General features: G+C 54.9%; 26 protein-coding genes. 9 read left to right on the top strand and 17 right to left on the bottom strand.

Going from position 1 to position 24,435, the window contains the following annotated elements:
- The first annotated feature begins 13 nt into the window (after positions 1–13).
- A complete protein-coding gene (locus IM271_RS07415) occupies positions 14–274 on the top strand; it encodes a YfhL family 4Fe-4S dicluster ferredoxin (protein ID WP_028014093.1) in 261 nt (86 codons plus the stop codon).
- Here IM271_RS07415 and acpS read toward each other — a convergent pair.
- The 12 genes from acpS to rseD all read right to left on the bottom strand — a co-directional run bounded on the left by acpS (position 271) and on the right by rseD (position 9,686).
- Positions 271–651 carry a holo-ACP synthase gene (gene acpS / locus IM271_RS07420; RefSeq protein ID WP_023294331.1) on the bottom strand — a complete coding sequence of 127 codons (381 nt, stop codon included), beginning with the start codon at positions 649–651 and terminating at the stop codon, positions 271–273. The genes IM271_RS07415 and acpS overlap by 4 nt on opposite strands.
- Positions 651–1,382 (bottom strand): pyridoxine 5'-phosphate synthase, encoded by a 732-nt coding sequence (gene pdxJ / locus IM271_RS07425; RefSeq protein WP_041908673.1) that lies wholly within the window; start codon positions 1,380–1,382, stop codon positions 651–653. Before pdxJ ends, acpS begins: the two co-directional genes overlap by 1 nt.
- Before the next feature lie 33 nt (positions 1,383–1,415).
- Positions 1,416–2,123, bottom strand: a complete 708-nt coding sequence (recO, locus tag IM271_RS07430) for a DNA repair protein RecO (RefSeq protein ID WP_048999421.1) — start codon at positions 2,121–2,123, stop codon at positions 1,416–1,418.
- 18 nt (positions 2,124–2,141) lie between these two features.
- A complete protein-coding gene (gene era, locus IM271_RS07435) occupies positions 2,142–3,047 on the bottom strand; it encodes a GTPase Era (RefSeq protein WP_028014097.1) in 906 nt (301 codons plus the stop codon).
- Positions 3,044–3,724 carry a ribonuclease III gene (gene rnc, locus IM271_RS07440; RefSeq protein WP_003860711.1) on the bottom strand — a complete coding sequence of 227 codons (681 nt, stop codon included), beginning with the start codon at positions 3,722–3,724 and terminating at the stop codon, positions 3,044–3,046. Before rnc ends, era begins: the two co-directional genes overlap by 4 nt.
- Before the next feature lie 222 nt (positions 3,725–3,946).
- A complete protein-coding gene (gene lepB, locus IM271_RS07445; RefSeq protein ID WP_047364182.1) occupies positions 3,947–4,921 on the bottom strand; it encodes a signal peptidase I in 975 nt (324 codons plus the stop codon).
- 16 nt (positions 4,922–4,937) lie between these two features.
- Positions 4,938–6,737 carry a translation elongation factor 4 gene (gene lepA / locus IM271_RS07450; RefSeq protein ID WP_028014099.1) on the bottom strand — a complete coding sequence of 600 codons (1,800 nt, stop codon included), beginning with the start codon at positions 6,735–6,737 and terminating at the stop codon, positions 4,938–4,940.
- A 185-nt stretch (positions 6,738–6,922) separates the two neighbouring features.
- Positions 6,923–7,399 carry a SoxR-reducing system protein RseC gene (gene rseC / locus IM271_RS07455; protein ID WP_045260167.1) on the bottom strand — a complete coding sequence of 159 codons (477 nt, stop codon included), beginning with the start codon at positions 7,397–7,399 and terminating at the stop codon, positions 6,923–6,925.
- Positions 7,396–8,349, bottom strand: a complete 954-nt coding sequence (rseB, locus tag IM271_RS07460) for a sigma-E factor regulatory protein RseB (protein ID WP_048999422.1) — start codon at positions 8,347–8,349, stop codon at positions 7,396–7,398. Before rseB ends, rseC begins: the two co-directional genes overlap by 4 nt.
- The gene (gene rseA, locus IM271_RS07465) at positions 8,349–8,999 is read right to left on the bottom strand and encodes an anti-sigma-E factor RseA (protein ID WP_048960043.1); all 651 of its coding nucleotides are present in this window, start codon (positions 8,997–8,999) and stop codon (positions 8,349–8,351) included. The genes rseB and rseA overlap by 1 nt, the downstream gene beginning before the upstream one ends.
- A gap of 31 nt (positions 9,000–9,030) precedes the next feature.
- On the bottom strand, positions 9,031–9,606 hold the full coding sequence (rpoE, locus tag IM271_RS07470) for an RNA polymerase sigma factor RpoE (RefSeq protein ID WP_028014102.1): 576 nt from the start codon (positions 9,604–9,606) through the stop codon (positions 9,031–9,033).
- Complete coding sequence (gene rseD, locus IM271_RS20310; RefSeq protein ID WP_231940818.1) at positions 9,603–9,686, bottom strand: rpoE leader peptide RseD; 84 nt, start codon at positions 9,684–9,686, stop codon at positions 9,603–9,605. The genes rpoE and rseD overlap by 4 nt, the downstream gene beginning before the upstream one ends.
- 343 nt (positions 9,687–10,029) lie before the next feature.
- Between rseD and nadB the strand changes: the two genes are divergently transcribed.
- Positions 10,030–11,649: an L-aspartate oxidase gene (nadB, locus tag IM271_RS07480; protein WP_193052403.1), complete on the top strand. Its 1,620-nt coding sequence runs from the start codon at positions 10,030–10,032 to the stop codon at positions 11,647–11,649.
- On the opposite strand, the gene IM271_RS07485 is transcribed toward nadB, so the two are convergent.
- Positions 11,634–12,371, bottom strand: a complete 738-nt coding sequence (locus IM271_RS07485; protein WP_028014104.1) for a tRNA1(Val) (adenine(37)-N6)-methyltransferase — start codon at positions 12,369–12,371, stop codon at positions 11,634–11,636. The genes nadB and IM271_RS07485 overlap by 16 nt on opposite strands.
- A 132-nt stretch (positions 12,372–12,503) precedes the next feature.
- Between IM271_RS07485 and srmB the strand changes: the two genes are divergently transcribed.
- Positions 12,504–13,832, top strand: coding sequence for an ATP-dependent RNA helicase SrmB (gene srmB / locus IM271_RS07490; RefSeq protein ID WP_047368112.1), 1,329 nt, complete (start codon positions 12,504–12,506; stop codon positions 13,830–13,832).
- Positions 13,833–13,885: 53 nt separating this feature from the next.
- On the opposite strand, the gene grcA is transcribed toward srmB, so the two are convergent.
- Positions 13,886–14,269 (bottom strand): autonomous glycyl radical cofactor GrcA, encoded by a 384-nt coding sequence (gene grcA / locus IM271_RS07495; protein ID WP_006176733.1) that lies wholly within the window; start codon positions 14,267–14,269, stop codon positions 13,886–13,888.
- 314 nt (positions 14,270–14,583) lie between these two features.
- On the opposite strand from grcA, the gene ung reads away from it, so the two are divergent.
- Positions 14,584–15,273, top strand: a complete 690-nt coding sequence (ung, locus tag IM271_RS07500; protein ID WP_023333064.1) for a uracil-DNA glycosylase — start codon at positions 14,584–14,586, stop codon at positions 15,271–15,273.
- A gap of 39 nt (positions 15,274–15,312) precedes the next feature.
- On the opposite strand, the gene IM271_RS07505 is transcribed toward ung, so the two are convergent.
- Positions 15,313–16,398: a tRNA/rRNA methyltransferase gene (locus IM271_RS07505; protein WP_139963977.1), complete on the bottom strand. Its 1,086-nt coding sequence runs from the start codon at positions 16,396–16,398 to the stop codon at positions 15,313–15,315.
- 204 nt (positions 16,399–16,602) lie between these two features.
- Here IM271_RS07505 and trxC point away from each other — a divergent pair, with 204 nt between their 5' ends.
- From trxC to IM271_RS07530, 5 genes are all read left to right on the top strand, one after another.
- The gene (trxC, locus tag IM271_RS07510) at positions 16,603–17,022 is read left to right on the top strand and encodes a thioredoxin TrxC (RefSeq protein ID WP_028014108.1); all 420 of its coding nucleotides are present in this window, start codon (positions 16,603–16,605) and stop codon (positions 17,020–17,022) included.
- 69 nt (positions 17,023–17,091) lie between these two features.
- Positions 17,092–17,790 (top strand): tRNA-uridine aminocarboxypropyltransferase, encoded by a 699-nt coding sequence (gene tapT, locus IM271_RS07515; RefSeq protein WP_193052404.1) that lies wholly within the window; start codon positions 17,092–17,094, stop codon positions 17,788–17,790.
- Positions 17,791–17,825: 35 nt separating this feature from the next.
- Positions 17,826–20,489 carry a protein lysine acetyltransferase gene (gene pat, locus IM271_RS07520; protein WP_193052405.1) on the top strand — a complete coding sequence of 888 codons (2,664 nt, stop codon included), beginning with the start codon at positions 17,826–17,828 and terminating at the stop codon, positions 20,487–20,489.
- 110 nt (positions 20,490–20,599) lie between these two features.
- Positions 20,600–21,955, top strand: coding sequence for a CDP-diacylglycerol--serine O-phosphatidyltransferase (gene pssA / locus IM271_RS07525; protein ID WP_023331103.1), 1,356 nt, complete (start codon positions 20,600–20,602; stop codon positions 21,953–21,955).
- 45 nt (positions 21,956–22,000) lie between these two features.
- The gene (locus tag IM271_RS07530; protein WP_045260160.1) at positions 22,001–22,324 is read left to right on the top strand and encodes a YfiM family lipoprotein; all 324 of its coding nucleotides are present in this window, start codon (positions 22,001–22,003) and stop codon (positions 22,322–22,324) included.
- Here the strand turns inward: IM271_RS07530 and IM271_RS07535 are convergent.
- Both IM271_RS07535 and IM271_RS07540 read right to left on the bottom strand, forming a co-directional pair.
- A complete protein-coding gene (locus tag IM271_RS07535) occupies positions 22,321–23,628 on the bottom strand; it encodes an MFS transporter (protein WP_041908648.1) in 1,308 nt (435 codons plus the stop codon). The two genes, IM271_RS07530 and IM271_RS07535, sit on opposite strands and share 4 nt — an antisense overlap.
- A 151-nt stretch (positions 23,629–23,779) precedes the next feature.
- The gene (locus tag IM271_RS07540) at positions 23,780–24,232 is read right to left on the bottom strand and encodes a DUF4385 domain-containing protein (RefSeq protein WP_193052406.1); all 453 of its coding nucleotides are present in this window, start codon (positions 24,230–24,232) and stop codon (positions 23,780–23,782) included.
- Positions 24,233–24,435: the final 203 nt, after the last annotated feature.

A 24,435-nucleotide genomic window follows, 5' to 3' on the forward strand; every position in this document is an offset into this window, starting at 1 on the left:
TGAGAATTTCCTGATGGCGCTGTTAATTACCAAAAAATGCATCAATTGCGATATGTGCGAACCCGAATGCCCGAACCAGGCGATTTCGATGGGCGACAGCATTTACGAGATTAACAGCGACCGCTGCACGGAATGCGTCGGCCACTATGAGACGCCGACCTGTCAGAAGGTGTGCCCGATCCCCAACACTATTCTGAAGGATCCGACACACGTCGAGAGCGAAGAGCAACTGTGGGATAAATTTGTCCTGATGCACCACGCGGACAAAATTTAGCTTTCGATAATCACCGTCGCGCTGGCATAGTGACGTTCATCTGCGATCGTCACGTGCATATGATTCACCCCCAGCTTCTCCGCCAGCTTTTGCGCTTCACCCCACAGACGCAGGCTCGGTTTGCCCAGCTCATCATTAAAAACTTCGAACTGGTTAAATGCCAGGCCGTTACGAATGCCGGTCCCGAAGGCTTTGGCTGCCGCCTCTTTTACCGCAAAGCGCTTTGCCAGAAAACGCACCGGCTGCTGGTGCGCTTCCCAGATGGCCCATTCGTTATCGCTCAGCACGCGCCTTGCCAGGCGATCGCCGCTCCGGGCGATCACCGCTTCAATGCGGGCTATTTCGACGATATCGGTGCCTAAGCCCAGAATGGCCATTACTGACGCGCTTCCAGCATCAGGCGTTTCATCTCTGAAACCGCCTCTTTCAGGCCGCTCATCACCGCGCGGCCAATAATGGCGTGGCCGATGTTCAGCTCATGCATTTCCGGCAGAGCAGCAATGGCCTTCACGTTGTGGTAGGTCAGGCCGTGACCGGCATTAACCTTCAGTCCCAGGCTCGCGGCGTAGGTGGCCGCTTTGGCGATACGCTCCAGCTCTTTGGCCTGCTCGGCATCGTTTTTAGCATCGGCATAGCAGCCGGTGTGAATTTCGATATACGGCGCGCCCACGTCGGCTGCCGCTTTAATCTGCGCGAAATCGGCGTCGATAAACAGAGAAACCAGGATACCGGCATCCGCCAGGCGCTTGCAGGCATCGCGCATTTTGTCCTGCTGCCCCGCCACGTCCAGTCCACCTTCGGTGGTCACTTCCTGGCGTTTTTCCGGCACCAGGCAGCAGAAGTGCGGTTTGGTCTCGCAGGCAATGGTCAGCATCTCTTCGGTGACCGCCATCTCCAGATTCATACGGGTGTCCAGCGTCTGACGAAGAATGCGCACGTCGCGGTCGGTAATGTGGCGGCGGTCTTCACGCAGGTGAACGGTAATGCCGTCGGCACCAGCCTGTTCAGCGATAAACGCCGCCTGAACCGGATCGGGATACGCCGTGCCGCGCGCGTTACGCAGGGTGGCGATGTGGTCGATGTTGACGCCTAACAGTAATTCAGCCATGACAATCCTCGGTTTTCTTTCTGATGCTGTGGTCTAACGTTTGGGCATAAACTGCCTGAATAATTCGCGGCTCTTTAAGGGCTTGCCGCCAAGATACGGCTTGAGGGCAATCCGGGTAAAGCGTTTTGCTGCGCGCAGGGTATCGGCGTCCGGAAACTCGCGTTCATAAAGCGCTTTGAGCTGGCGTCCGGTAAAAGTACTGTTATCAACGACGACGCTGGCAATAAAGCCTTTTTCTTCGCGGTAGCGGTAGGTCATGGTGTCTTCCACCTCATCACCGCTGCCTGCGCAGTGCAGAAAATCCACGCCGTACCCGAGGTGGCCCAGCAGCGCCAGTTCGAAACGACGCAGGGCGGGTTCGGGCGTGCCGGTCGCACCCGCCAGTGCCTGGATACAGTGCAGATAATCGAAGAAAAGTTCCGAGAAGCGAGTCTCATGTTCAAGGACGCGGGAGATGAGCTCGTTGACATACAGACCGCTGTAGAGCGTGATGCCAGAAAGGGGAAGCGCCAGAGAGACGGCTTCAGCGCTGCGCAAGGTTTTGACTTCCCCTCGCCCGCCAAAGCGAACCAGCAGCGGCGTAAAAGGCTGTAGGGCACCCTTCAGATTAGAACGTTTGGATCGTGCGCCTTTCGCAACAAGGCGCACGCGGCCCGACTCTTCCGTGAAGACGTCCAGCATCAGGCTGGTTTCGCTCCAGGGACGACTATGGAGAACGAAGGCGCGCTGCCAACCTTCCATTATACTCGTCGTCTTGAGTTATTGATCTTCGCCGTAACCGAGGCTGCGCAGAGCACGCTCATCATCGGCCCAGCCAGATTTCACCTTCACCCACAGTTCCAGATGAACTGGCGCTTCGAACATCTCCTGCATGTCCTTACGGGCTTCGATACCGATGGTTTTGATCTTGGCGCCTTTGTTGCCGATCACCATCTTCTTCTGCCCTTCACGCTCGACGAGGATCAGGCCGTTAATGTCGTAGCCACCGCGCTCGTTGCTCTGGAAACGCTCGATCTCCACCGTCACAGAGTACGGCAGCTCGGCGCCCAGGAAACGCATCAGCTTTTCACGGATGATTTCAGACGCCATAAAGCGCTGAGAGCGATCGGTGATGTAATCTTCCGGGAAGTGGTGAATCGCTTCCGGCAAGTGCTTACGTACGATGCCCGCGATGGTATCGACGTTCAGGCCGGTCTCAGCAGACAGCGGAACGATATCGAGGAAGTTCATCTGGCTGCCCAGCCACTGCAGGTGCGGCAGCAGGTCAGCTTTTTCCTGCACGTTGTCAACTTTGTTGACCGCGAGGATCACCGGCGTTTTGCCGTCACGCAGCTTGTTCAGTACCATTTCGTCGTCCGGCGTCCAGCGGGTGCCCTCCACAACGAAAATCACCAGTTCTACGTCGCCGATGGAGCTGCTCGCCGCCTTGTTCATCAGACGGTTAATGGCACGCTTCTCTTCCATGTGCAGGCCAGGGGTATCGACGTAGATTGCCTGATATGCGCCTTCAGTATGGATGCCGACGATGCGGTGACGCGTGGTCTGCGCCTTACGCGAGGTGATGGAAATCTTCTGCCCAAGCAGATTATTCAGCAGGGTGGATTTGCCGACGTTCGGACGTCCGACGATGGCAATAAATCCGCAATAGGTTTTTTCTTCGCTCATTCCAGCTCCAGCATTTTTAACGCCTGTTCGGCGGCAGCCTGTTCAGCCTTACGGCGGCTCGAACCTGTGCCCACCACCGGTTCACTCAGGCCACTGACCTGGCAATGGATGGTAAATTCCTGATCGTGCGCTTCGCCACGAACCTGCACCACCAGATAGGATGGCAGCGGCAGATGACGGCCCTGCAAATATTCCTGCAGGCGCGTTTTCGGATCTTTTTGTTTATCGCCCGGGCTAATTTCGTCCAGACGGGTCTGATACCAGTTAAGGATCAGCTTTTCTACGGTCTGGATATCGCTGTCCAGGAACACGCCACCAATTAATGCTTCGACCGTATCGGCAAGAATAGATTCACGACGGAAGCCGCCGCTTTTCAGTTCACCCGGCCCAAGACGCAGACATTCGCCCAGTTCAAATTCGCGCGCGATTTCAGCGAGGGTGTTGCCGCGCACCAGCGTGGCGCGCATGCGGCTCATATCACCTTCGTCCACGCGCGGGAAACGATGATAAAGCGCATTCGCAATCACGAAACTTAAAATAGAGTCACCCAGAAACTCGAGACGCTCATTATGTTTGCTGCTGGCACTGCGATGGGTTAATGCCTGTTGCAACAACTCCTGATGATGAAAAGTGTAGCCCAGCTTCCGTTGAAGCCGATTAATTACGATGGGGTTCATGCGATACCAATAAATGAATGCGTCAAAAATGCAGCACACGAAACCGACCTGAGAAAACCAACGCGGTTTCGTGTGCCGTGGCACCCTTGCAGGGCCAACCTTAAACTTCGGGGGAATATTCTATACACAACGACAGGGGATGTCGTTAGTTCAAAGAGATTTATCGAGGAAATAATTCACGTAGCCGCGAAATAACGCGGCTACGTGTTCTTTTCCTGAGAATTAATGGATTCCGCCAATACGATTCAGGCGCACCCCGGTCGGCCACTCGCCTTCCTGCTTCTCAAAACTCATCCAGATCGCGGTTGCTTTACCCACCAGATTCGCTTCCGGCACAAAGCCCCAGTAACGGCTGTCCGCGGAGTTATCGCGGTTATCGCCCATCATGAAGTAGTGTCCCGGCGGTACGATCCAGCTGGCCAGCTGCTGACCCGGCTGTTTGTAATACATCCCCACTTGGTCCTGCGCGATTGGCACGGTCAGAATGCGGTGAGTGACATCGCCCAGCGTCTCTTTGCGCTCAACCAGACGAATGCCGTTCTCTTTGGTTTCACCTTTTGGCACCTGGAAGAACCCGCTGGTCGCTTCACCGCCGTTACGACGGGCGAAAGTCTGCACGAAATCACTTGGTTCAACGTTTGAGTAGGTGATTGGCAGCGCGTTTTCACACGCGGTACCGGAGCTGCAGCCCGGCTGAACGGTGACTTCCTTCGCAACCGGATCGTAGGTCACTTTATCACCCGGCAGACCCACCGCGCGCTTAATGTAATCCAGACGCGGATCGTCCGGATATTTAAACACCACGATGTCGCCACGTTTCGGATGCCCCGTTTCGATCAGCGTTTTCTGGTAAATCGGATCTTTAATGCCGTAGGCAAACTTCTCAACCAGAATAAAATCACCGATCAGCAGCGTTGGCATCATTGATCCCGATGGGATCTGGAACGGCTCATAAATAAACGAACGTACCACCAGCACAATCGCCAGCACCGGGAACACCGACGCGCCCGTTTCCAGCCAGCCCGGTTTCGGGCCAACTTTCTTCAGGGTTTTCGCGTCAAGCGCATCGCCAGTCGCTGCCTGCGCGGCAGCCTGACGTTCACGGCGTTTTGGGGCGAAGATAAACTTATCCAGGCACCACAGCAGGCCTGTCACCAGCGTAGCGATGACCAGGATCAGGGCAAACATGTTCGCCATGCCAACTCCTTAAAAGTTATTTGCCGTCTTTACCGACATGAAGAATGGCAAGGAATGCTTCCTGCGGCAGCTCAACGTTACCGACCTGCTTCATACGCTTCTTACCTTCTTTCTGCTTCTGCAGCAGCTTTTTCTTACGGCTGACGTCACCGCCATAGCACTTCGCCAGAACGTTTTTACGCAGCTGCTTCACGGTTGAGCGGGCAATGATGTGGTTACCGATGGCCGCCTGAATCGCAATGTCAAACTGCTGACGCGGGATCAGATCTTTCATCTTCTCAACCAGCTCGCGGCCACGGTACGGCGCATTGTCGTTGTGGGTGATGAGCGCCAGCGCATCCACACGCTCGCCGTTGATCAGCACGTCCACGCGCACCATGTTGGAGGCCTGGAAACGCTTGAAGTTGTAATCCAGTGACGCATAGCCACGGGAGGTAGACTTCAGACGGTCGAAGAAGTCGAGTACCACTTCCGCCATAGGGATTTCATAGGTCAGCGCCACCTGGTTACCGTGGTAAACCATGTTGGTCTGCACGCCACGCTTCTCAATACAGAGCGTAATAACGTTCCCCAGGAACTCCTGCGGCAGCAGCATGTGACATTCTGCAATAGGCTCGCGCAGCTCGTGAATGTTGTTCAGCGGCGGCAGCTTGGACGGGCTATCGACGTAGATCACTTCTTTCGAGGTGGTTTCTACTTCGTAGACTACCGTTGGTGCGGTGGTGATCAGATCCAGATCGTATTCACGCTCCAGACGCTCCTGAATAATCTCCATGTGCAGCAGGCCGAGGAAGCCGCAGCGGAAGCCGAAGCCCAGCGCCGTTGAACTTTCTGGCTCGTAGAACAGGGAGGCATCGTTCAGGCTCAGCTTGCCGAGCGCATCGCGGAAGTTTTCGTAGTCGTCAGAGCTGACCGGGAACAGACCCGCGTAAACCTGCGGTTTCACCTTTTTGAAGCCAGGCAGCGCTTTGTCTGCCGGGTTACGCGCGCCGGTCAGGGTATCGCCCACTGGCGCGCCGAGGATGTCTTTAATCGCGCAGACCAGCCAGCCAACCTCGCCGCATTTCAGCTCGGTACGGTCAACCTGTTTTGGCGTGAAGATACCCAGACGGTCTGCGTTGTAGACCTGTCCGGTACTCATAACCTTGATTTTGTCGCCTTTACGCATGGTGCCGTTTTTGATACGCACCAGTGAGACCACGCCCAGGTAGTTATCGAACCAGGAGTCGATGATCAGCGCCTGCAATGGACCATCCGGGTCGCCTTCCGGGGCCGGAATATCACGTACCAGGCGTTCCAGCACGTCGGTCACACCTACACCGGTTTTCGCGGAGCAGCGTACGGCGTCGGTCGCGTCAATGCCGACAATGTCTTCAATCTCTTCCGCCACGCGCTCAGGATCGGCGGCTGGCAGGTCGATTTTGTTCAGAACCGGCACAACCTCGAGATCCATTTCCATCGCGGTGTAACAGTTCGCCAGGGTCTGGGCTTCAACGCCCTGCCCGGCATCGACCACCAGCAGCGCACCTTCACAGGCCGCCAGCGAGCGTGATACTTCATAGGAGAAGTCAACGTGGCCTGGGGTGTCGATAAAGTTCAGTTGATAAGTTTCGCCATCAGAAGCTTTATAGTCGAGCGTCACGCTCTGCGCTTTGATGGTGATACCGCGTTCGCGTTCCAGGTCCATGGAGTCCAGTACCTGGGCTGCCATTTCACGATCAGACAGGCCACCGCAAATCTGGATAATACGGTCAGACAGCGTCGACTTACCGTGGTCAATGTGAGCAATGATCGAAAAGTTACGTATGTTCTTCATATAGTTAAATAATTATGCCTTACGAATTCCTGGAGGCCGCTGTTCTTAGCCTGACGTTTTTCAGTGCGAAAACGCAGCATTCTACACTACATACCCGCAACCTGGAAATGCACTTAGAGCCAAGCATAGCGCGAAGAAATGGCGTTTTCTTTTTTGAGATGTAAATAATGATAAAGCCCGGTGGATCACCGGGCCTCAGAAGAGAGCGTCTCGACGCGAAGTTGGTCAGGCGCCAGCGCAACGCTCAGAATAACGGGCTGCCACTCATCGCGCGCGGCGAGCTTCGGTGAGATGCCTTTGGCAAGCCAGAATCCCCCTACGCCACCCAAAGCTGCACCGCACATGGCGGCCACGTCGGTACCAAACAGCATCTGAAAAAGGCCGCCCATGACAAACAGCCCCACCAGCGGGGAGAGATAGACCAGCATCGCGGAACTCAGCAGACTGCCTTCCGTAATGCCCAGTTCCACCTTCTGACCCGCCACCAGCGGCTGTTCGCTCGGCACGGAGATCGTATGCGATGTCTGTGGCCCTAACTTATTCAGCACGCGACTGCCACAACCGGCTCGGGATGCGCAGCTATTGCATGAGGCTTTAACATCACAGCTGACCAGCGCAATACCATTCTGCCACGAGACGACGGTTGCCCACTCTTTAATCATTGTGCGGCCCTGAATTTAATGCTGTCTGAAATGCGCTTCGCCGTCTGCGGAGGTAATTCCCCCACAATCGTGATTTCTGCGTTATCGCGAACCATGGTGCTGACCGTACGACGCCCGGTACGAAGCATTTGTTCAGCGCTGTTTGCCGTTGCGCGGTTGATATTCACCGAGAAGCTGAACAAGCCATCGGAATAGAGGCGTGATTCAACCGGCGTATCAATGGTGGGCAACTGACGACGGCTGCTGGACACTTCGCTAAAGCCTTGCGGTATCCAGGAAGGAACCCAGTTGAAATTAGCGGAGTCCCCTGCAGGAACAGAAAGCAGCGGCGGCAGGCTGGCCTTCGCCAGATTCTGCATGCTGTTGCCAACCTGATTGTTCACGCTGAAGGAGATGACGCGGAACTGTTCAAGCGTCTCGCCGTCGCGGTCGAGCAGGTCCACGCGCATCGGCAGCTTGGTTTCCGCATCAATCCAGACGATATAGCTGTAGCGTGTGCCATCGCGCGCAACCACGCGGATCACTTCACACAGCCTGTCTGCAATACGGGTACGCCCTACCGAAATAAAATCATAGTAAGGGGCAAGTCGTTTGAAGTCGGTATAGATAAGCGACGGTAGAGAATCAACGATATAGTCGCCATTCAGCGTGAAAGGCTCCAGACCGGGCTCGAAATAGCTGATTTCGTTGCCACGCTGGACAACTTCCCGACGCGGGCCATCCATCTGTAAAAGCTGGGCGAGCGGCTGGTTATCAAGACGGGCATGGCGATAGCGTAACGACTCGACGCCCTGCTTGTTGATGCTGATAAATGCCAACTCGTAATTGAGTGACTGGCTGGCCAGATTCATTTGCTGCAACAACGCCCCGGATGAAACATCAGCCGAGGCGTTAGCAGAGAAGAACAGGCTACCCGCCATCAGAGACATGGCGAACCAAAGTTGCTTCATTACTGCGATTGCGTTCCTAAAGTTTGGTTTCCGGGCACCTGCACAGCAGCTTGCTGAGTTTGGGCCTGCTCAAACTGAAGCTGTTCAGAGTGCAGACGACGCTGCAACTCATAATCCTGCAACATCGCATTAATGCGACGGCGCTGCTCCTGAACCTGCTGTTGCTGACCGCCGCTGGCGGAGGCATCAGCCGGTACGCCCAGACTTACCGGGCTGGCTTTGCCCATCATCGGCAGTGTGTTAAACACTGGCGCTTCTGGCTGCTGATTAGTTTCAGACTGAGTATTATAGTGCTGGACGCCAACGATAACTGCAAGCGATACGCATGCAGCCACCCCCATTTGGGTGAGCTGGCTGGCCCACGGACGCACTTTTTTCCAGAACGGCATTTTCTGCCACTGGTGCGGTGCGGGTTGCGCTTCAGGAATCAGCGGAGTGGTCTGATGAACAGGCTCATTCTCGATGGCCGCCATCACGCGGGCTGAGATATCGAAATGGAGAACCTCTCCGGTATCACCGCGCAGCGTGTCACGGATGAGATGGTAACTCTCCCAGGTCTCTTGCATTTCGGGAGAATGAGACAGCTCGTTGAGCAGCTCACTATCCAGCGTCTCACCATCCATTAAAGCGGAAAGTTTTTCTTTCTGCATGCCTAATACCTTTTCCAGTATCCCGCTATCGTCAACGCCTGATAAGCGGTTGAACTTTATTATCAATAGCTTCTCGCGCACGGAAAATTCGTGAACGAACCGTGCCGACCGGACAATCCATGATAGCGGCTATCTCTTCATAGCTCAGACCATCAAGCTCCCGTAACGTAATTGCCATGCGTAAATCTTCCGGGAGTGACTCGATCGTGCGAAAAACAATTTGTCTCAGCTCTTCTGACAACATTAAGTTCTCAGGGTTCGAAATTTCTTTCAGCGCACCGCCACTTTCGAAGTTTTCGGCGTCGATAGCGTCTACATCACTGGACGGCGGGCGACGACCCTGAGCAACAAGGTAATTCTTTGCCGTATTGACAGCAATACGGTACAGCCAGGTATAAAAAGCACTATCTCCCCGGAAAGATTCCAGCGCGCGATAGGCCTTAATAAAAGACTCTTGCACCACATCAGGTACATCACCTGACGGTACATAGCGGGAAACCAGACTCGCCACCTTATGCTGGTAGCGCACCACCAGTAGGTTAAAGGCTTTCTGATCTCCCTTCTGGACCCGTTCAACCAGGACCTGGTCCGTTAACTGCTCGCTCATCCGAGGTAATGTCTCCCCAAACCTAAATTCCACGCGTTATCGAAACGCCACTCTATAACTACCGCACTTTGAGCAAGCACCAGCTTAGAGTGTCTGATCTTCAATAAGTTCCGTAACGCCTTTGTTTTTGTTCATCGCGCCGCAGACCGTTCATTTTCTCTCATTATAAGTCTGTTCACGATACGCACCACTTTCTGACAAGAAACATCTTTTTCCCGCCAGAAGAGTAACGCAACACAGGCTTTATTTCACCACAAAATCTGACGCTAACGATCTGCTTCGCAAAATAATTTCATTTATTTACCCTTCGTATACCCCTGCCTGTGCGTTTAGTCATTGCAACTTCTATTAAAAAAAACGTGCGATATCTCGCATTCAGGTGCTATTCTGCCCCAACACTGTTTAGTAAATTAAACAACAATCATGAACACAACACCTGAACTTCATTGTGATGTACTGATCATCGGCAGCGGCGCTGCCGGTCTCTCTCTGGCGCTGCGTCTGGCTGAACATCAGAACGTTATCGTTCTGAGCAAAGGCCCGATAAGTGAAGGCTCCACATTTTATGCTCAGGGCGGCATTGCCGCAGTATTTGACGAGACCGACAGCATTGCGTCACATGTGGAAGATACGCTGATTGCCGGGGCCGGGATCGTGGATGCGCACGCGGCAGAGTTTGTCGCCAGCAATGCCCGCCATTGCGTTCAGTGGCTTATCGATCAGGGTGTTTTATTCGATACTCAGGTTCAGCCCAACGGTGAAGAGAGCTACCACTTAACGCGTGAAGGCGGCCATAGCCACCGCCGCATCCTGCACGCCGCGGATGCTACCGGAAAAGAAGTGGAAACCACGCTGGTCAGCAAAGCGCTGAACCATCCTAACATCCGGGTCCTTGAGCGGAGCAACGCGGTTGATCTGATCGTTTCCGACAAGATAGGCCTGCCCGGTACGCGTCGCGTGGTGGGAGCGTGGGTCTGGAACCGTAATAAAGAGAAGGTGGAAACCTGTCAGGCGAAGGCTGTGGTGTTGGCTACAGGTGGCGCCTCTAAGGTGTATCAGTACACCACGAATCCGGATATCGCTTCCGGGGACGGTATCGCTATGGCCTGGCGCGCCGGCTGCCGCGTGGCGAATCTCGAATTTAATCAGTTTCACCCCACCGCCCTGTTCCACCCTCAGGCGCGAAATTTCCTGCTGACGGAAGCCCTGCGCGGCGAAGGGGCTTATCTGAAACGCCCTGACGGTACCCGCTTTATGCCGGACTTTGACGCCCGCGGTGAACTGGCGCCGCGTGATATTGTTGCCCGCGCCATCGACCACGAAATGAAGCGCCTTGGCGTGGACTGCATGTATCTCGATATCAGCCATAAGCCGGCAGAATTCATTCGCCAGCATTTCCCGATGATTTACGAAAAGCTGCTCAATCTTGGCATTGATTTAACCCGCGATCCGGTGCCCATTGTCCCGGCCGCCCACTATACCTGCGGCGGCGTGATGGTTGACGATCACGGACGCACTGATGTAAACGGTCTGTATGCTATTGGTGAGGTCAGCTATACCGGGCTACACGGCGCGAACCGAATGGCGTCTAACTCGCTGCTTGAATGTCTGGTGTACGGCTGGTCAGCGGCGGAGGACATCGCGAAGCGCATGCCTTACGCCCGTGAAACAGAGCGTTTACCGGCCTGGGATGAAAGCCGCGTGGAGAACCCGGACGAGCTGGTGGTGATCCAGCACAACTGGCACGAGCTGCGGCTGTTTATGTGGGACTACGTTGGGATTGTGCGCACCACGAAACGTCTGGAACGCGCGTTGCGCCGCATTACGATGCTGCAGCAGGAAATTGATGAATATTATGCCCATTTCCGCGTCTCCAACAATCTGCTGGAGCTGCGCAATCTGGTGCAGGTTGCCGAGCTGATTGTTCGCTGCGCGATGATGCGTAAAGAGAGCCGCGGTTTGCACTACACACTCGACTACCCGGATCGGCTTGCTGAGTCCGGCCCGTCGATACTCGCCCCGCAGGTTTACATAAATAAATAAAACGCCTGGGTCAGAGCCGTGTAATCTTCGGAATAACGCTGGTCTGGCCCACGGATCACCATACGGTCATTAAAACACTCACCCTCTTTTGGCGACAGCGCCAGCAGCACGCGGTGCGGCAATCGGCCTTCCGTATCAGAGATGTCAGTTCGCAAACGTAACGTCCAGCCGATCTCCTGCGCGGTAGCGATAAACGTGTTGCCCGTACTTTCTGGCAGCACCACGCAGAAAAAGCCCTCTTCTGAGATAAGTTCAGCCGCGTTGACGAGCAGCGCTTTGTGATCGAGTGAACCGGTATAGCGCGCCTGTTCACGCTCCGGTGTACCGCACTCCACGCCGGGCTCGTAGTAAGGGGGGTTGCTGACAATCAGATCGTAACGCGCCGTCTGCTCTGGCGCCCAGGCCAGCACGTCCGCGCACTTAACGGTTATCCGGTCAGCCCAGGGGGACTCGGCCGCGTTTTCACCCGCCTGCCCTGCGGCCTGCGCATCCAGCTCCACGGCATCAATAGTGACATGCTCTTCAGTACGCTGCGCCAGCATCAAGGCCACCAGCCCGCTGCCGGTACCGATATCAAGAATACGCTTAACACCTGCGACAGGTGCCCATGCTCCCAGTAAAATGCCGTCTGTACCGACTTTCATGGCACAGCGATCGTGAGCGACAAAAAATTGTTTAAACGTAAAACCATCGCGGCGCAGCTGCGCTTTGAGTTGAGACATGTCAGGGCAACCTTCTAAGTGAAACTGGAGTAGCATAGGGGAAAGCGAAGTGGCCGCAAAGCGATATCCATACAAACAGATGAAGATTACAGCCGTAACGTCTATAATCAGCGCCCCACACAGAGGTAGAACATGACTGTAACGACTTTTTCCGAACTTGAACTCGATGAAAGCCTGCTCAATGCTCTTGAGAGCAAAGGCTTTACACGCCCGACCGCCATTCAGGCAGCGGCCATTCCGCCTGCGCTTGAGGGCCGCGATGTGCTCGGTTCTGCGCCAACCGGCACGGGGAAGACAGCAGCCTATTTGCTGCCTGTGTTGCAGCACCTGCTCGACTTTCCACGTAAAAAATCTGGCCCGCCGCGTATTTTGATCCTGACGCCTACGCGCGAGCTGGCCATGCAGGTTGCCGATCACGCGCGTGAACTCGCGGCGAATACGCATCTGGATATCGCCACCATCACCGGCGGCGTTGCGTATATGAACCACGCCGAAGTGTTCAGCGAAAACCAGGACATCGTCGTCGCGACGACGGGCCGCCTGCTGCAATATATTAAAGAAGAGAACTTCGACTGCCGCGCGGTAGAAACGCTGATCCTCGACGAAGCGGACCGCATGCTGGACATGGGCTTTGCGCAGGATATCGAGCATATTGCAGGTGAAACGCGCTGGCGTAACCAGACGATGCTGTTCTCTGCCACCCTTGAAGGGGATGCGATTAAAGACTTCGCAGAGCGTCTGCTGGAAGATCCGGTGGAAGTCTCTGCGACGCCATCCACGCGAGAGCGTAAAAAGATCCACCAGTGGTATTACCGTGCGGACAACCTTGAGCATAAGGTTGAGCTGCTCAAGCACCTGCTGACGCAGGAAGACGCCACCCGCACTATCGTGTTTGTGCGTAAGCGCGAGCGCGTGCACGAGCTGGCTGAAATGCTGCGCAACGCCGGGATCAACAACTGCTATCTTGAAGGTGAGATGGCGCAGATCAAGCGTACCGAAGGCATTAAGCGCCTGACCGATGGCCGCGTTAACGTGCTGGTCGCAACAGACGTTGCCGCCCGCGGGATTGACATCCCTGACGTGAGCCACGTCATTAACTTCGATATGCCGCGCAGCGGAGATACCTACCTGCACCGCATTGGCCGTACCGGTCGCGCGGGCCGCAAAGGGATTGCAATTTCACTGGTTGAAGCGCATGACTACCTGCTGCTGCAGAAAATTGGCCGCTATGTTGACGAGCCGCTGAAAGCGCGCGTTATTGATGGCTTGCGCCCAACCACACGTGCGCCGAGTGAAAAAATGACGGGTAAACCGTCCAAAAAAGCGCTCGCGAAACGTGCTGAGAGAAAAGAGAAAGAAAAAGAGAAGCCGCGCGTGAAGCAGCGCCACCGCGATACCAAAAACATTGGTAAGCGTCGTAAGCCAAGCGCTGCCGCGCAGGAAACGAAGACTGAAGAGTAAGAAAAAGCCGGGGTAATCCCCGGCTTTTTTGTTCCACCCCCGTGGCTGAAGCCTTACAGGCTTTCAGTAAAGGTACGGGCGATAACGTCGCGCTGCTGTTCTGGAGTCAGTGAGTTAAAGCGAACCGCATAACCAGACACGCGGATAGTCAGCTGTGGGTATTTTTCCGGGTGCTCAACGGCATCCATCAGCGTTTCGCGGCGCAGCACGTTAACGTTCAGGTGCTGACCCCCTTCAACGCGCACTTCCGGCTGCACTTCCATTGGGATTTCACGGTATTCGATTTCGCCCAGTTTATTCACCGGTACGATTTCATCTTCAGCAAAACCCGCTTTCGCAACCACACAGCGCGCTTCATTTTTCTCGCTGTCCAGCAGCCAGAAAGAGTTGAGCAGATCGTCATTTGCCGCTTTGGTAATCTGGATACCTGTAATCATGTGTTGCCTCCCTTAGGCTACATTAACTGATGCTGGCCTTACGCGGCCAATTGGTAAAACCATTGTTTCTTGTGTGTATATATATCATTCACACCACGGCGATTTATTGATTTAAATCAACAAAAACACCAACCACATAAAGAGTGTGGTTTGAATTTATTGCTTTAGATCAATTTCACACCCCCATCAACTCAACTTAACCTGCATCATTTCAAAATAAATTTAACGACTTAGCACGCATTTCAGCGCGTAATTTTGCTCACAAGCGTTAAACAGGTAAGCTAGTGACAGATTGAGATTCGCAGGAGAGCGACATGACGACACCTTTAACCTGGCATGACGTGCTGGCAGAAGAAAAGCAGCAGCCTTATTTTATCAATACGCTCAGTACCGTTGCCGCTGAGCGTCAGTCCGGGCAAACGATTTATCCGCCGCAAAAAGATGTATTCAACGCGTTTCGCTATACCGAGTTGAGCGATGTGAAAGTCGTCATTCTGGGCCAGGATCCCTATCACGGCCCTGGGCAGGCGCACGGGCTGGCATTTTCCGTACGCCCAGGCGTGGCGATCCCCCCTTCTCTGCTCAACATGTATAAAGAGCTTGAGGGAACCGTGCCCGGGTTTACCCGCCCCAACCACGGTTATCTGGAAAGCTGGGCGCGCCAGGGCGTGCTGTTATTGAACACGGTGCTCACCGTACGGGCGGGCCAGGCGCACTCGCACGCCAGCCTTGGGTGGGAAACCTTTACCGATAAAGTTATCAGCCTTATCAACGAGCATCGTGAAGGGGTCGTGTTTTTACTCTGGGGTTCTCACGCGCAGAAGAAAGGGGCAATTATCGATCGTCAGCGTCATCACGTGTTGAAAGCACCGCACCCGTCACCGCTTTCTGCCCATCGCGGTTTCTTTGGCAGTAATCATTTTGTTCTGGCAAATGAATGGCTGGAAAAACGTGGCGAAACGCCAATTGACTGGATGCCTGTGTTACCGGCAGAGAGCGAGTAGGGTTTGAATGTGCCGGGTCAGGCCCGGCACAAAAGAGGCTTATGCCTTATTCTGACGCCACCACTCGGCCAGCAGCACGCCGGTCGCAACGGATACGTTCAGACTTTCCACATTGCCCGTCCCGTCGATGGAGACGCTCAGATCCGAACTGGAGAGCGCCGCATCAGACAGACCATCGCGTTCCTGACCCAACACCAGCACCATCTTGCGCGGCAGCGTCGCTTTAAACAGCGGCGTACCGGCATGGCTGGATGTGGTCACGATGGAATAGCCCGCTTTACGGAACTGCTCGAGGGCATCCAGAACGCTGTCGCCGGTGATCGGCTGTACGTGCTCGGCTCCGCCTTCCGCAGTACGGATCGCGGCGCCGGATTCCAGCAGCGCGGCATCCTGCAGCAGCACGCCCTTCACGCCAAAATGCGCGCAGCTGCGCATCATTGCGCCCAGGTTGTGCGGGTTGCCCACGTCTTCCAGCGCCAGCACGCAGTCATCGGCATCTGCCTGGCTGACCCACTGCTGAACTGTCGTGCCGTTACGTTTTTTAATCAGGAAGCAGACGCCGCCGTGGTGCTCGGTACCGGACGCTTTTGTCAGTTCAGCATCATCAACCACGTGGTAGGCTTTGCGGTTCGCGGCCATCCAGCGCAGCGCTTCTTTAAAGCGCGGGGTCACGCTCTGGATAAACCAGGCGCGGACGATACACTCAGGACGGCTCTGGAACAGCGCCTGGCAGGCGTTCTCGCCATATACACGGGTCTCTTCCGCGCGCTGACGACGCAGCACTTCCGGGTCGATAAAGCTTTTACCGCTGATACCGCCGTGATCGGCTTTTTCCGGCGTCTCATCGCCAGGGGCGCGAGAAACGGTGCGCCACGGAGAGGCGTTATCACGTGAGAAGTCATCACGCGGACGGTCATCGCGCTTGCGATCGTCACGCTTGCGGTCATCACCGCGGTTATTTCTGTCATCGCGGGCGGGGCGACGGCCACCGTCTGCACGAGAGGACGCTGGACGCCCGCCACCTTTTCCGGTACGCGGATTTTGGGTGCGTTTATCAGAGTCATCATCACTGCGGACATACATCACTTTGACCTTGCCGCTTTTGTTTTTCATTTCGTCGTTCATGCTTTTCTCCACCAGCGCTGCGCGAAGCGCGCAGATTACCCGATGTGCCAGCGCATAGCCATAATTTCGTACAAAAGCCTGTGACTATTGTTCCCATTGAATAAAACGCATTGTCGTTTCATACAGGCTCACTGATAATATGTAACATATCAGAAACATTATCGGCGTTCTGCCGCTGTCCCACGGCTCTATCAGAGGTTAGTTATGAATACCGTATGTGCCAACTGTCAGGCTTTAAACCGCATTCCGGACGATCGGATGGATGACGGTGCGAAATGCGGACGTTGTGGCCATGAATTGTTTGATGGCGATGTCATTAACGCGACGGGTGCTACGCTGGACAAACTCCTCAAGGACGATCTCCCTGTGGTGGTCGATTTCTGGGCGCCATGGTGCGGTCCGTGCCGCAGCTTCGCGCCAATCTTCGAAGATGTGGCCGAAGAGCGCAGCGGAAAAATGCGGTTCGTTAAGGTTAATACCGAGGCCGAACGCGAGTTAAGCGCACGTTTTCGTATTCGCAGTATCCCGACCATCATGATTTTCAAAAATGGTGAAGTGATCGATATGCTCAACGGTGCGGTTCCAAAAGCACCTTTTGATAGCTGGTTAAACGAATCGCTGTAACATTCCCGGGGCACACCTTGTGCCCCGTTCCCGCCTCTGCGAAAATAGGGTTTTTCCTCCATTTCGCCCATGACTGATAACGCTGTCCTTAAATTACGCGCCGAACGCCTTGCGCGCGCGACTCGCCCCTTTCTTGCACGTGGCAATCGCATACGTCGCTGTCAGCGCTGCCTGCTGCCGCTGAAGGTGTGTCTGTGCGAGACGCTGGCCCCAAGTACTGCGGAGAGCCGCTTTTGTCTGGTCATGTTCGATACCGAGCCGATGAAGCCCAGTAATACGGGGCGTCTTATTGCCGATATTCTGCCGGATACCGCCGCGTTTCAGTGGTCGCGCACTGAGCCACCTCAGGCTCTGCTCGACCTGGTGGCAAGCCCGGACTACCAGCCGATGGTGGTTTTCCCGGCATCTTATGCGGGAGAACAGCGTCAGGTCCTTACCGCGCCGCCATCAGGCAAACCACCGCTGTTTATTATGCTGGACGGTACCTGGACCGAAGCGCGGAAAATGTTTCGCAAAAGCCCTTACTTCGACGCTCTGCCGGTTATTTCTGTCGATCTTTCCCGCGTCTCGGCCTACCGCCTGCGCGAAGCGCATGCTGACGGGCAATACTGCACTGCCGAAGTAGCCATTGCGCTACTGGATTTAGCAGGAGATACCGCTGCAGCTGGCGCCCTGGGCAACCATTTCTCATGCTTCCGGGAGCGCTATCTGGCGGGAAAAACCGTTCATAAGGGCAGCATCACAGCAACGGAGACAGAAAGCGTTTAAAATCATCAGGTCGCTTGCATTCACAGGAGGCCTGCATGAGCCAGAGAGGGTTAGAAGCGCTACTCCGTCCTAAATCCATTGCCGTCATCGGCGCATCAATGAAACCGGATCGTGCAGGCTATCTGATGATGCGCAACCTGCTGGCCGGAGGATTTAACGGTCCCGTTATGCCCGTCACGCCGTCTTATAAGGCCGTTCAGGGCGTGCTTGCCTGGCCGGACGTGGAGAGCCTGCCTTACGTACCGGATCTCGCCGTTCTGTGTACAAACGCCAAACGCAATCCGGAACTGCTGGAGTCACTCGGCAAGAAAGGGTGTAAAACCTGCATTATTCTCTCGTCTCCGCCTGAACAGCAGCCCGAACTGCTGGCCTGCGCCAGCCGCTATCAGATGCGCATTCTCGGGCCGAACAGCCTGGGTCTGCTCGCGCCCTGGCAGGGGCTGAACGCCAGCTTCTCCCCGGTGCCGATCCGTAAAGGCAAGCTGGCGTTTATCTCGCAGTCGGCTGCGGTCTCAAACACCATCCTTGACTGGGCACAGCAGCGTGAAATGGGATTCTCCTACTTCATTGCTCTGGGCGACAGCCTGGATATTGACGTTGACGAACTGCTGGATTTCCTGGCGCGAGACAGCAAAACCAGCGCAATCCTTCTTTATCTTGAGCACCTGAGCGACGCCCGTCGTTTTGTTTCCGCTTCGCGTAGCGCATCGCGCAATAAACCGATCCTCGTTATCAAAAGCGGTCGCAGCCCTGCGGCGCAGCGTCTGCTGCAGTCTCATTCCGGTATGGATCCGGCCTGGGATGCTGCCATTCAGCGCGCGGGGTTGCTGCGGGTGCAGGATACACACGAGCTTTTTTCCGCCGTTGAGACGTTGAGCCACATGCGTCCGCTGCGCGGCGAGAAGTTAATGATTGTCAGCAATGGCGCGGCCCCTGCCGCGCTGGCGCTGGATGAGCTTTGGCTGCGTAACGGCAAGCTGGCCACGCTGGGTGAAGAGACGCTGCAACGCCTCAGAGAGGCGCTTCCGGCAAGCGTGACGCCCGGCAATCCGCTTGATTTGCGCGATGATGCCAGCAGCGATCGCTATATCAGGGCAATCTCCATTTTGCTGGACAGCCAGGATTTCGATGCGCTGATGATTATCCACTCCCCCAGCGCGGCCGCGCCGGGCAGTGAAAGCGCGCGGGCGCTGATTGAGGCGGTACGAAATCATCCGCGCGGCAAATATGTCACCCTGCTGACCAACTGGTGCGGTGAGTTTTCCTCTCAGGAGGCGCGACGCTTGTTCAGTGAAGCCGGACTGCCCACCTACCGCACGCCGGAAGGCACCATCACGGCATTTATGCATATGGTGGAATATCGCCGCAACCAGAAACAGCTGCGTGAGACACCGGCTTTGCCCGGAAACCTGACGGCGAACACCGTCGACGTTCATCGGCTGTTACAGCAGGCCATTGAAGAAGGCGCGACCTCGCTTGATACGCATGAAGTGCAGCCCATACTGGGCAGCTACGGGATGCAAACTCTGCCAACCTGGATCGCCAGCGACAGCGCTGAGGCCGTACATATAGCCGAACAGATTGGCTACCCGGTCGCCCTTAAGCTTCGTTCCCCCGATATCCCGCATAAGTCTGACGTTCAGGGGGTCATGTTGTACCTGCGTACGGCAACGGAGGTGCAGCAGGCAGCCGATGCCATTTTCGATCGCGTCAAAATGGCCTGGCCGCAGGCCCGGATCCACGGACTGCTGGTGCAAAGCATGGCTCACCGCGCGGGTGCCCAGGAACTGCGGGTGGTGGTTGAACACGATCCTGTCTTCGGCCCGCTCATTATGCTGGGGGAAGGCGGCGTTGAGTGGCGTCCAGAGGAACAGGCCGCGGTGGCGCTACCGCCGCTGAACATGAATCTGGCGCGCTATCTGATCATTCAGGCGATTAAAAGCAAAAAGATCCGTGGCCGCAGCGCCCTGCGTCCGCTCGATATTGCCGGGTTGAGTCAGTTCCTGGTGCAGGTGTCTAACCTGGTCGTAGATTGTGCGGAGATCCAGCGGCTGGATATCCATCCGCTGCTCGCCTCCGGCACTGAGTTTACGGCGCTGGACGTAACGCTGGATATCGCGCCATTTGAAGGGGACAGAGAGAGCCGCCTGGCGATCCGTCCGTATCCTCTGCAACTGGAGGAGTGGGTCGAGATGAAGAATGGGGAACGCGCCCTGTTCCGCCCTATTCTGCCGGAAGATGAACCGCAGCTGCGTGCCTTTATTTCTAAGGTTACGAAAGAAGATCTCTATTATCGCTACTTTAGCGAAATCAACGAATTTACCCACGATGATTTAGCCAATATGACCCAGATCGACTACGATCGAGAGATGGCGTTTGTCGCCGTTCGACGTTCCGATCGGGGCGATGAGATCCTCGGCGTGACGCGCGCAATTTCTGACCCGGATAACATTGACGCGGAATTTGCTGTGCTGGTGCGCTCCGATCTTAAAGGCCTGGGTCTGGGCAGACGACTGCTGGAAAAACTCATCAGTTATACGCGAGATCACGGATTGTTACGCCTGAATGGCATTACTATGCCGAACAATCGCGGTATGGTGACCCTGGCGCGAAAACTCGGATTTGAGGTTGATATTCAGCTGGACGAAGGTATTGTCGCCTTATCCCTCGGCCTGACACCGGCAGACAAACCCGAGTAAGCTACTGGAAATGTTACCCACTTTGGACGGGACTGGTGGTATCATTGTCCGCTTATGTTGTTTGCATGGTACAGACAACCCTTCAATGAACAGAGAAGAAACGCACTGTGATGTTGTCAAAATTTAAGCGTAATAAACATCAACAACACCTTGCTCAACTACCGAAGATTTCTCAGTCAGTTGATGATGTAGAGTTCTTTTACGCTCCCGCTCATTTTCGGGAGACGCTTCTGGAAAAGATTGCCAGTGCCACGCGACGCATTTGCATTGTGGCCCTGTATCTTGAACAAGATGAAGGCGGGCGCGCGATCCTAAACGCGCTCTATGAAGCCAAGCGTCAGCGTCCGGAGCTGGATGTTCGCGTGCTGGTTGACTGGCATCGCGCCCAGCGTGGCCGTATTGGCGCGGCCGCTTCAAACACCAATGCAGACTGGTATTGCCGCACGGCGCAGGAAAATCCTGGCGTCGATGTACCTGTTTATGGCGTCCCGGTGAATACCCGAGAAGCGCTCGGCGTCCTTCATTTTAAAGGGTTCATCATCGATGACAGCGTGCTTTACAGCGGCGCAAGCCTCAATGATGTCTACCTTCATCAGCTCGATAAATATCGCTATGACCGCTACCATCTGATCCGTAATCCTCAGATGGCCGATATCATGTTTAACTGGGTTGATAAAAACCTGGTACATGGCCGTGGCGTTAATCGCCTTGACGATCCCGAGCGCCCTAAGAGCCCGGAAATCAAAAACGATGTTCGCGCCTTCCGCCAGGAGCTGCGCGATGCTGTTTACCATTTTCAGGGCGACGCTAACAACGAAGAGTTATCCGTTACCCCACTGGTTGGGCTTGGCAAATCAAGCCTGCTGAATAAAACGATCTTCCATCTGATGCCGTGCGCGGAGCAAAAGCTCACCATCTGCACGCCGTACTTTAACCTTCCTGCCGTACTGGTGCGTAATATCATTCAGCTGCTGCGCGATGGTAAAAAAGTGGAAATTATCGTCGGGGATAAAACGGCGAACGACTTCTTCATACCTGAAGATCAGCCGTTCAAAATCATCGGTGCGCTGCCTTATCTTTATGAAATTAACCTGCGCCGCTTCCTGAGCCGTTTACAGTATTACGTAAATACTGACCAGCTGGTTGTGCGTCTGTGGAAAGATGAAGACAACAGTTACCATCTGAAAGGTATGTGGGTCGACGATGAGTGGATGCTGCTGACCGGTAACAACCTGAACCCGCGCGCGTGGAGACTGGATCTGGAAAACGCGATCCTGATCCATGACCCGCAGCATGAGTTAGCCGCACAGCGTGAGCGTGAACTGGAGTTGATTCGCACGCACACCACGGTGGTTAATCATTACCGCGAGCTGCAGAGCATTGCCGATTATCCGGTGAAAGTTCGCAAGCTGATTCGCCGCTTGCGTCGTATCCGTATTGACCGACTTATCAGCCGAATTCTGTAATGTCCAGGCCCTGTTACCCGCAGGGCTTTTTTATGGAGCCCGTTGATGCGTATTCCTCTGTTACTGAGCGCTTTCTTTCTGACTGGCTGCAGTCATATGGCCAATGATAGCTGGTCCGGTCAGGACAAAGCACAACACTTCCTCGCTTCCGCTATGCTGTCTGCAGCCGGTAATGAGTACGCGCAGCATCAGGGATACAGCCGGGACCGTAGCGCGGCGATAGGGTTGATGTTCTCAGTGGGCCTTGGGGCATCAAAAGAACTATGGGATAGCCGCCCCGCAGGGAGCGGCTGGAGCTGGAAAGATTTCGCCTGGGATGTCGCCGGCGCAACAACCGGCTACGCCGTCTGGCAGATGGCACATTATTAAAGGCGGATACCTTTTCCTTTGCGATGCAGCATCAGCGAGACAATAAACGCCAGCGCCCCCATTACGGTGACATACCAGAAGAAGGTCGTTTCACTGCCCCACGACTTAAGCGATAGCGCGACATACTCCGCCGAACCGCCAAACAAGGCATTCGCTACCGCATAAGAGAGGCCAACACCCAGCGCCCTCACCTGTGCGGGAAACATTTCCGCTTTCAAAATGCCGCTGATTGCCGTGTAAAAACTGATAATAATGAGTGCCACCATGATCAGCGCGAAAGCGGCATACGGCGACGTTGTCTGCTGTAGCGCAGTCAAAAGCGGAACGGTACCCAGGGTGAGCATGCCGCCAAAGATCAGCATGGAGGTGCGGCGACCTATTTTGTCCGACAGCGCGCCGACAATCGGCTGGATAAGCATAAAGACGAGTAACGCCACCGTCATGACGACGCTCGCAACGTTTGCATGCATGCCCGTGGTGTTAACCAGATATTTTTGCATGTAGGTGGTAAAGGTATAGAAACTTAGCGAGCCCGCGGCGGTAAAACCTAACACCATCAAAAATGCTTTGCGGTTTCGCCAGAGCCCCTTCATCGAGCCCGCCTCTTTCAGCGCCCTGACCTCCTGTTGAGAGGTTTCATCAAGCTGACGGCGTAGCCACAGGGCGACAACCGCCAGGGCAGCGCCCATAGCAAACGGGATGCGCCAGCCCCAGGCGTGCAAATCTTCATCGCTAAGGATTTGTTGCAGGATCACCACAACCAGTAACGCCAGCAGCTGTCCGCCAATGAGGGTCACATACTGGAATGATGCATAGAAACCTTTTCGGCCTTCAACCGCCACTTCGCTCATGTATGTCGCACTGGTGCCGTATTCCCCACCGACCGACAGCCCCTGGAACAGACGTGCCAGCAGCAGCAACGCGGGTGCCCATGTTCCGATAGTGTCATATCCGGGCAGGCAGGCAATCACCAGCGAGCCGACGCACATCATGCATACGGAGATGAGCATGGAGGTCTTGCGCCCTTTTCTGTCTGCGATCCTGCCGAACAGCCATCCACCGATAGGGCGCATCAGGAACCCGGCGGCAAAAACGCCTGCGGTTTGCAGAAGCTGAGTGGTGGTATTCCCGGACGGGAAAAAGATATGCGCAAAGTAGAGTGAACAGAATGAATAGACGTAAAAGTCAAACCACTCTACGAGGTTCCCCGAGGAGGCCCCAACGATTGCCCAAACCCGACGACGGGTATCCTTACCTGCCAAATTGGTGTTATCCGTATCTGCACTGGCTACGGTTTCTGTCATTTTAAAATCCTCTGTCTCACATTGCGGGCCATTGCCCACAAACAGTAAAACCGGATTTAAAACGAATCGTTAGGTAAATAAAATGTTTCCAATATGTTTCATTACGTTTTGTGAACTCGATCAGGTATCGAATTATTAGCGGACGTAGTAATTATCCCCACTTCTGCTGATGCGCCTTTTTTCGCTGCAAATAATCTTCATCTGTACGAATTTTATCCCACCACTTTTTGAAGACCGCGGCGGCTTCGGCTTTTACGGGATCGCAATCCAGCGGTTTGACCTGGCGCTTCTCATCGTACTTTTTACCGCCTTTATGGTTGGCGTATCGTCTGGCGCGCGTATAGCCCATCTGAATGAATTTACGCGCCATATCCATACCCACAAAGTCGTTTTGCTGACGATATTCTTCAAACAGGGCGTAAATTTCTTTTGCCGATCGCGCTGCAACTTCAGCATCTTTGTATCGCCAGTGCGGAAGGATCTCGCTTTTGTAAGGTTCCACCATGAGCACACCCTGCTCTCCCCGTCCCACCTGATACAGTTCTGCATGGTCACGGAAATTAATGTTGGCAAAATCTTGTTGGTAATTAAAGGGACGTGTCAAAGCGGCACCATTGTTAAAATCGTTTTAACAATTGTAGGCACGGTCAGTCGGTGCCGCCACCTGGTATTTCCGGCGCACAAAGCAAAAAACCCCGCACCTTACGGTACGGGGTTCTTCTTAATTGATGCCTGGCAGTTCCCTACTCTCACATGGGGAGACCCCACACTACCATCGGCGCTACGGCGTTTCACTTCTGAGTTCGG

Origin of the sequence: Enterobacter cloacae complex sp. I3 (genome assembly GCF_014896175.1) — a bacterium.
In the GTDB taxonomy this organism is placed as follows: domain Bacteria; phylum Pseudomonadota; class Gammaproteobacteria; order Enterobacterales; family Enterobacteriaceae; genus Enterobacter; species Enterobacter bugandensis.

Excerpts from the sequence above, each read along its gene's own strand:
- acpS (WP_023294331.1), bottom strand. The coding sequence starts at position 651 with ATGGCCATTCTGGGCTTAGGCACCGATATCGTCGAAATAGCCCGCATT.
- rnc (WP_003860711.1), bottom strand. The coding sequence starts at position 3,724 with ATGAACCCCATCGTAATTAATCGGCTTCAACGGAAGCTGGGCTACACT.
- era (WP_028014097.1), bottom strand. The coding sequence starts at position 3,047 with ATGAGCGAAGAAAAAACCTATTGCGGATTTATTGCCATCGTCGGACGT.
- pssA (WP_023331103.1), top strand. The coding sequence starts at position 20,600 with ATGTTGTCAAAATTTAAGCGTAATAAACATCAACAACACCTTGCTCAA.
- recO (WP_048999421.1), bottom strand. The coding sequence starts at position 2,123 with ATGGAAGGTTGGCAGCGCGCCTTCGTTCTCCATAGTCGTCCCTGGAGC.
- rpoE (WP_028014102.1), bottom strand. The coding sequence starts at position 9,606 with ATGAGCGAGCAGTTAACGGACCAGGTCCTGGTTGAACGGGTCCAGAAG.
- IM271_RS07535 (WP_041908648.1), bottom strand. The coding sequence starts at position 23,628 with ATGACAGAAACCGTAGCCAGTGCAGATACGGATAACACCAATTTGGCA.
- IM271_RS07530 (WP_045260160.1), top strand. The coding sequence starts at position 22,001 with ATGCGTATTCCTCTGTTACTGAGCGCTTTCTTTCTGACTGGCTGCAGT.
- IM271_RS07485 (WP_028014104.1), bottom strand. The coding sequence starts at position 12,371 with ATGTCTCAACTCAAAGCGCAGCTGCGCCGCGATGGTTTTACGTTTAAA.
- trxC (WP_028014108.1), top strand. The coding sequence starts at position 16,603 with ATGAATACCGTATGTGCCAACTGTCAGGCTTTAAACCGCATTCCGGAC.
- IM271_RS07505 (WP_139963977.1), bottom strand. The coding sequence starts at position 16,398 with ATGAACGACGAAATGAAAAACAAAAGCGGCAAGGTCAAAGTGATGTAT.
- IM271_RS07415 (WP_028014093.1), top strand. The coding sequence starts at position 14 with ATGGCGCTGTTAATTACCAAAAAATGCATCAATTGCGATATGTGCGAA.
- rseA (WP_048960043.1), bottom strand. The coding sequence starts at position 8,999 with ATGCAGAAAGAAAAACTTTCCGCTTTAATGGATGGTGAGACGCTGGAT.
- lepA (WP_028014099.1), bottom strand. The coding sequence starts at position 6,737 with ATGAAGAACATACGTAACTTTTCGATCATTGCTCACATTGACCACGGT.
- lepB (WP_047364182.1), bottom strand. The coding sequence starts at position 4,921 with ATGGCGAACATGTTTGCCCTGATCCTGGTCATCGCTACGCTGGTGACA.
- ung (WP_023333064.1), top strand. The coding sequence starts at position 14,584 with ATGACGACACCTTTAACCTGGCATGACGTGCTGGCAGAAGAAAAGCAG.
- tapT (WP_193052404.1), top strand. The coding sequence starts at position 17,092 with ATGACTGATAACGCTGTCCTTAAATTACGCGCCGAACGCCTTGCGCGC.
- pdxJ (WP_041908673.1), bottom strand. The coding sequence starts at position 1,382 with ATGGCTGAATTACTGTTAGGCGTCAACATCGACCACATCGCCACCCTG.
- srmB (WP_047368112.1), top strand. The coding sequence starts at position 12,504 with ATGACTGTAACGACTTTTTCCGAACTTGAACTCGATGAAAGCCTGCTC.
- rseB (WP_048999422.1), bottom strand. The coding sequence starts at position 8,349 with ATGAAGCAACTTTGGTTCGCCATGTCTCTGATGGCGGGTAGCCTGTTC.
- pat (WP_193052405.1), top strand. The coding sequence starts at position 17,826 with ATGAGCCAGAGAGGGTTAGAAGCGCTACTCCGTCCTAAATCCATTGCC.
- rseC (WP_045260167.1), bottom strand. The coding sequence starts at position 7,399 with ATGATTAAAGAGTGGGCAACCGTCGTCTCGTGGCAGAATGGTATTGCG.
- nadB (WP_193052403.1), top strand. The coding sequence starts at position 10,030 with ATGAACACAACACCTGAACTTCATTGTGATGTACTGATCATCGGCAGC.
- grcA (WP_006176733.1), bottom strand. The coding sequence starts at position 14,269 with ATGATTACAGGTATCCAGATTACCAAAGCGGCAAATGACGATCTGCTC.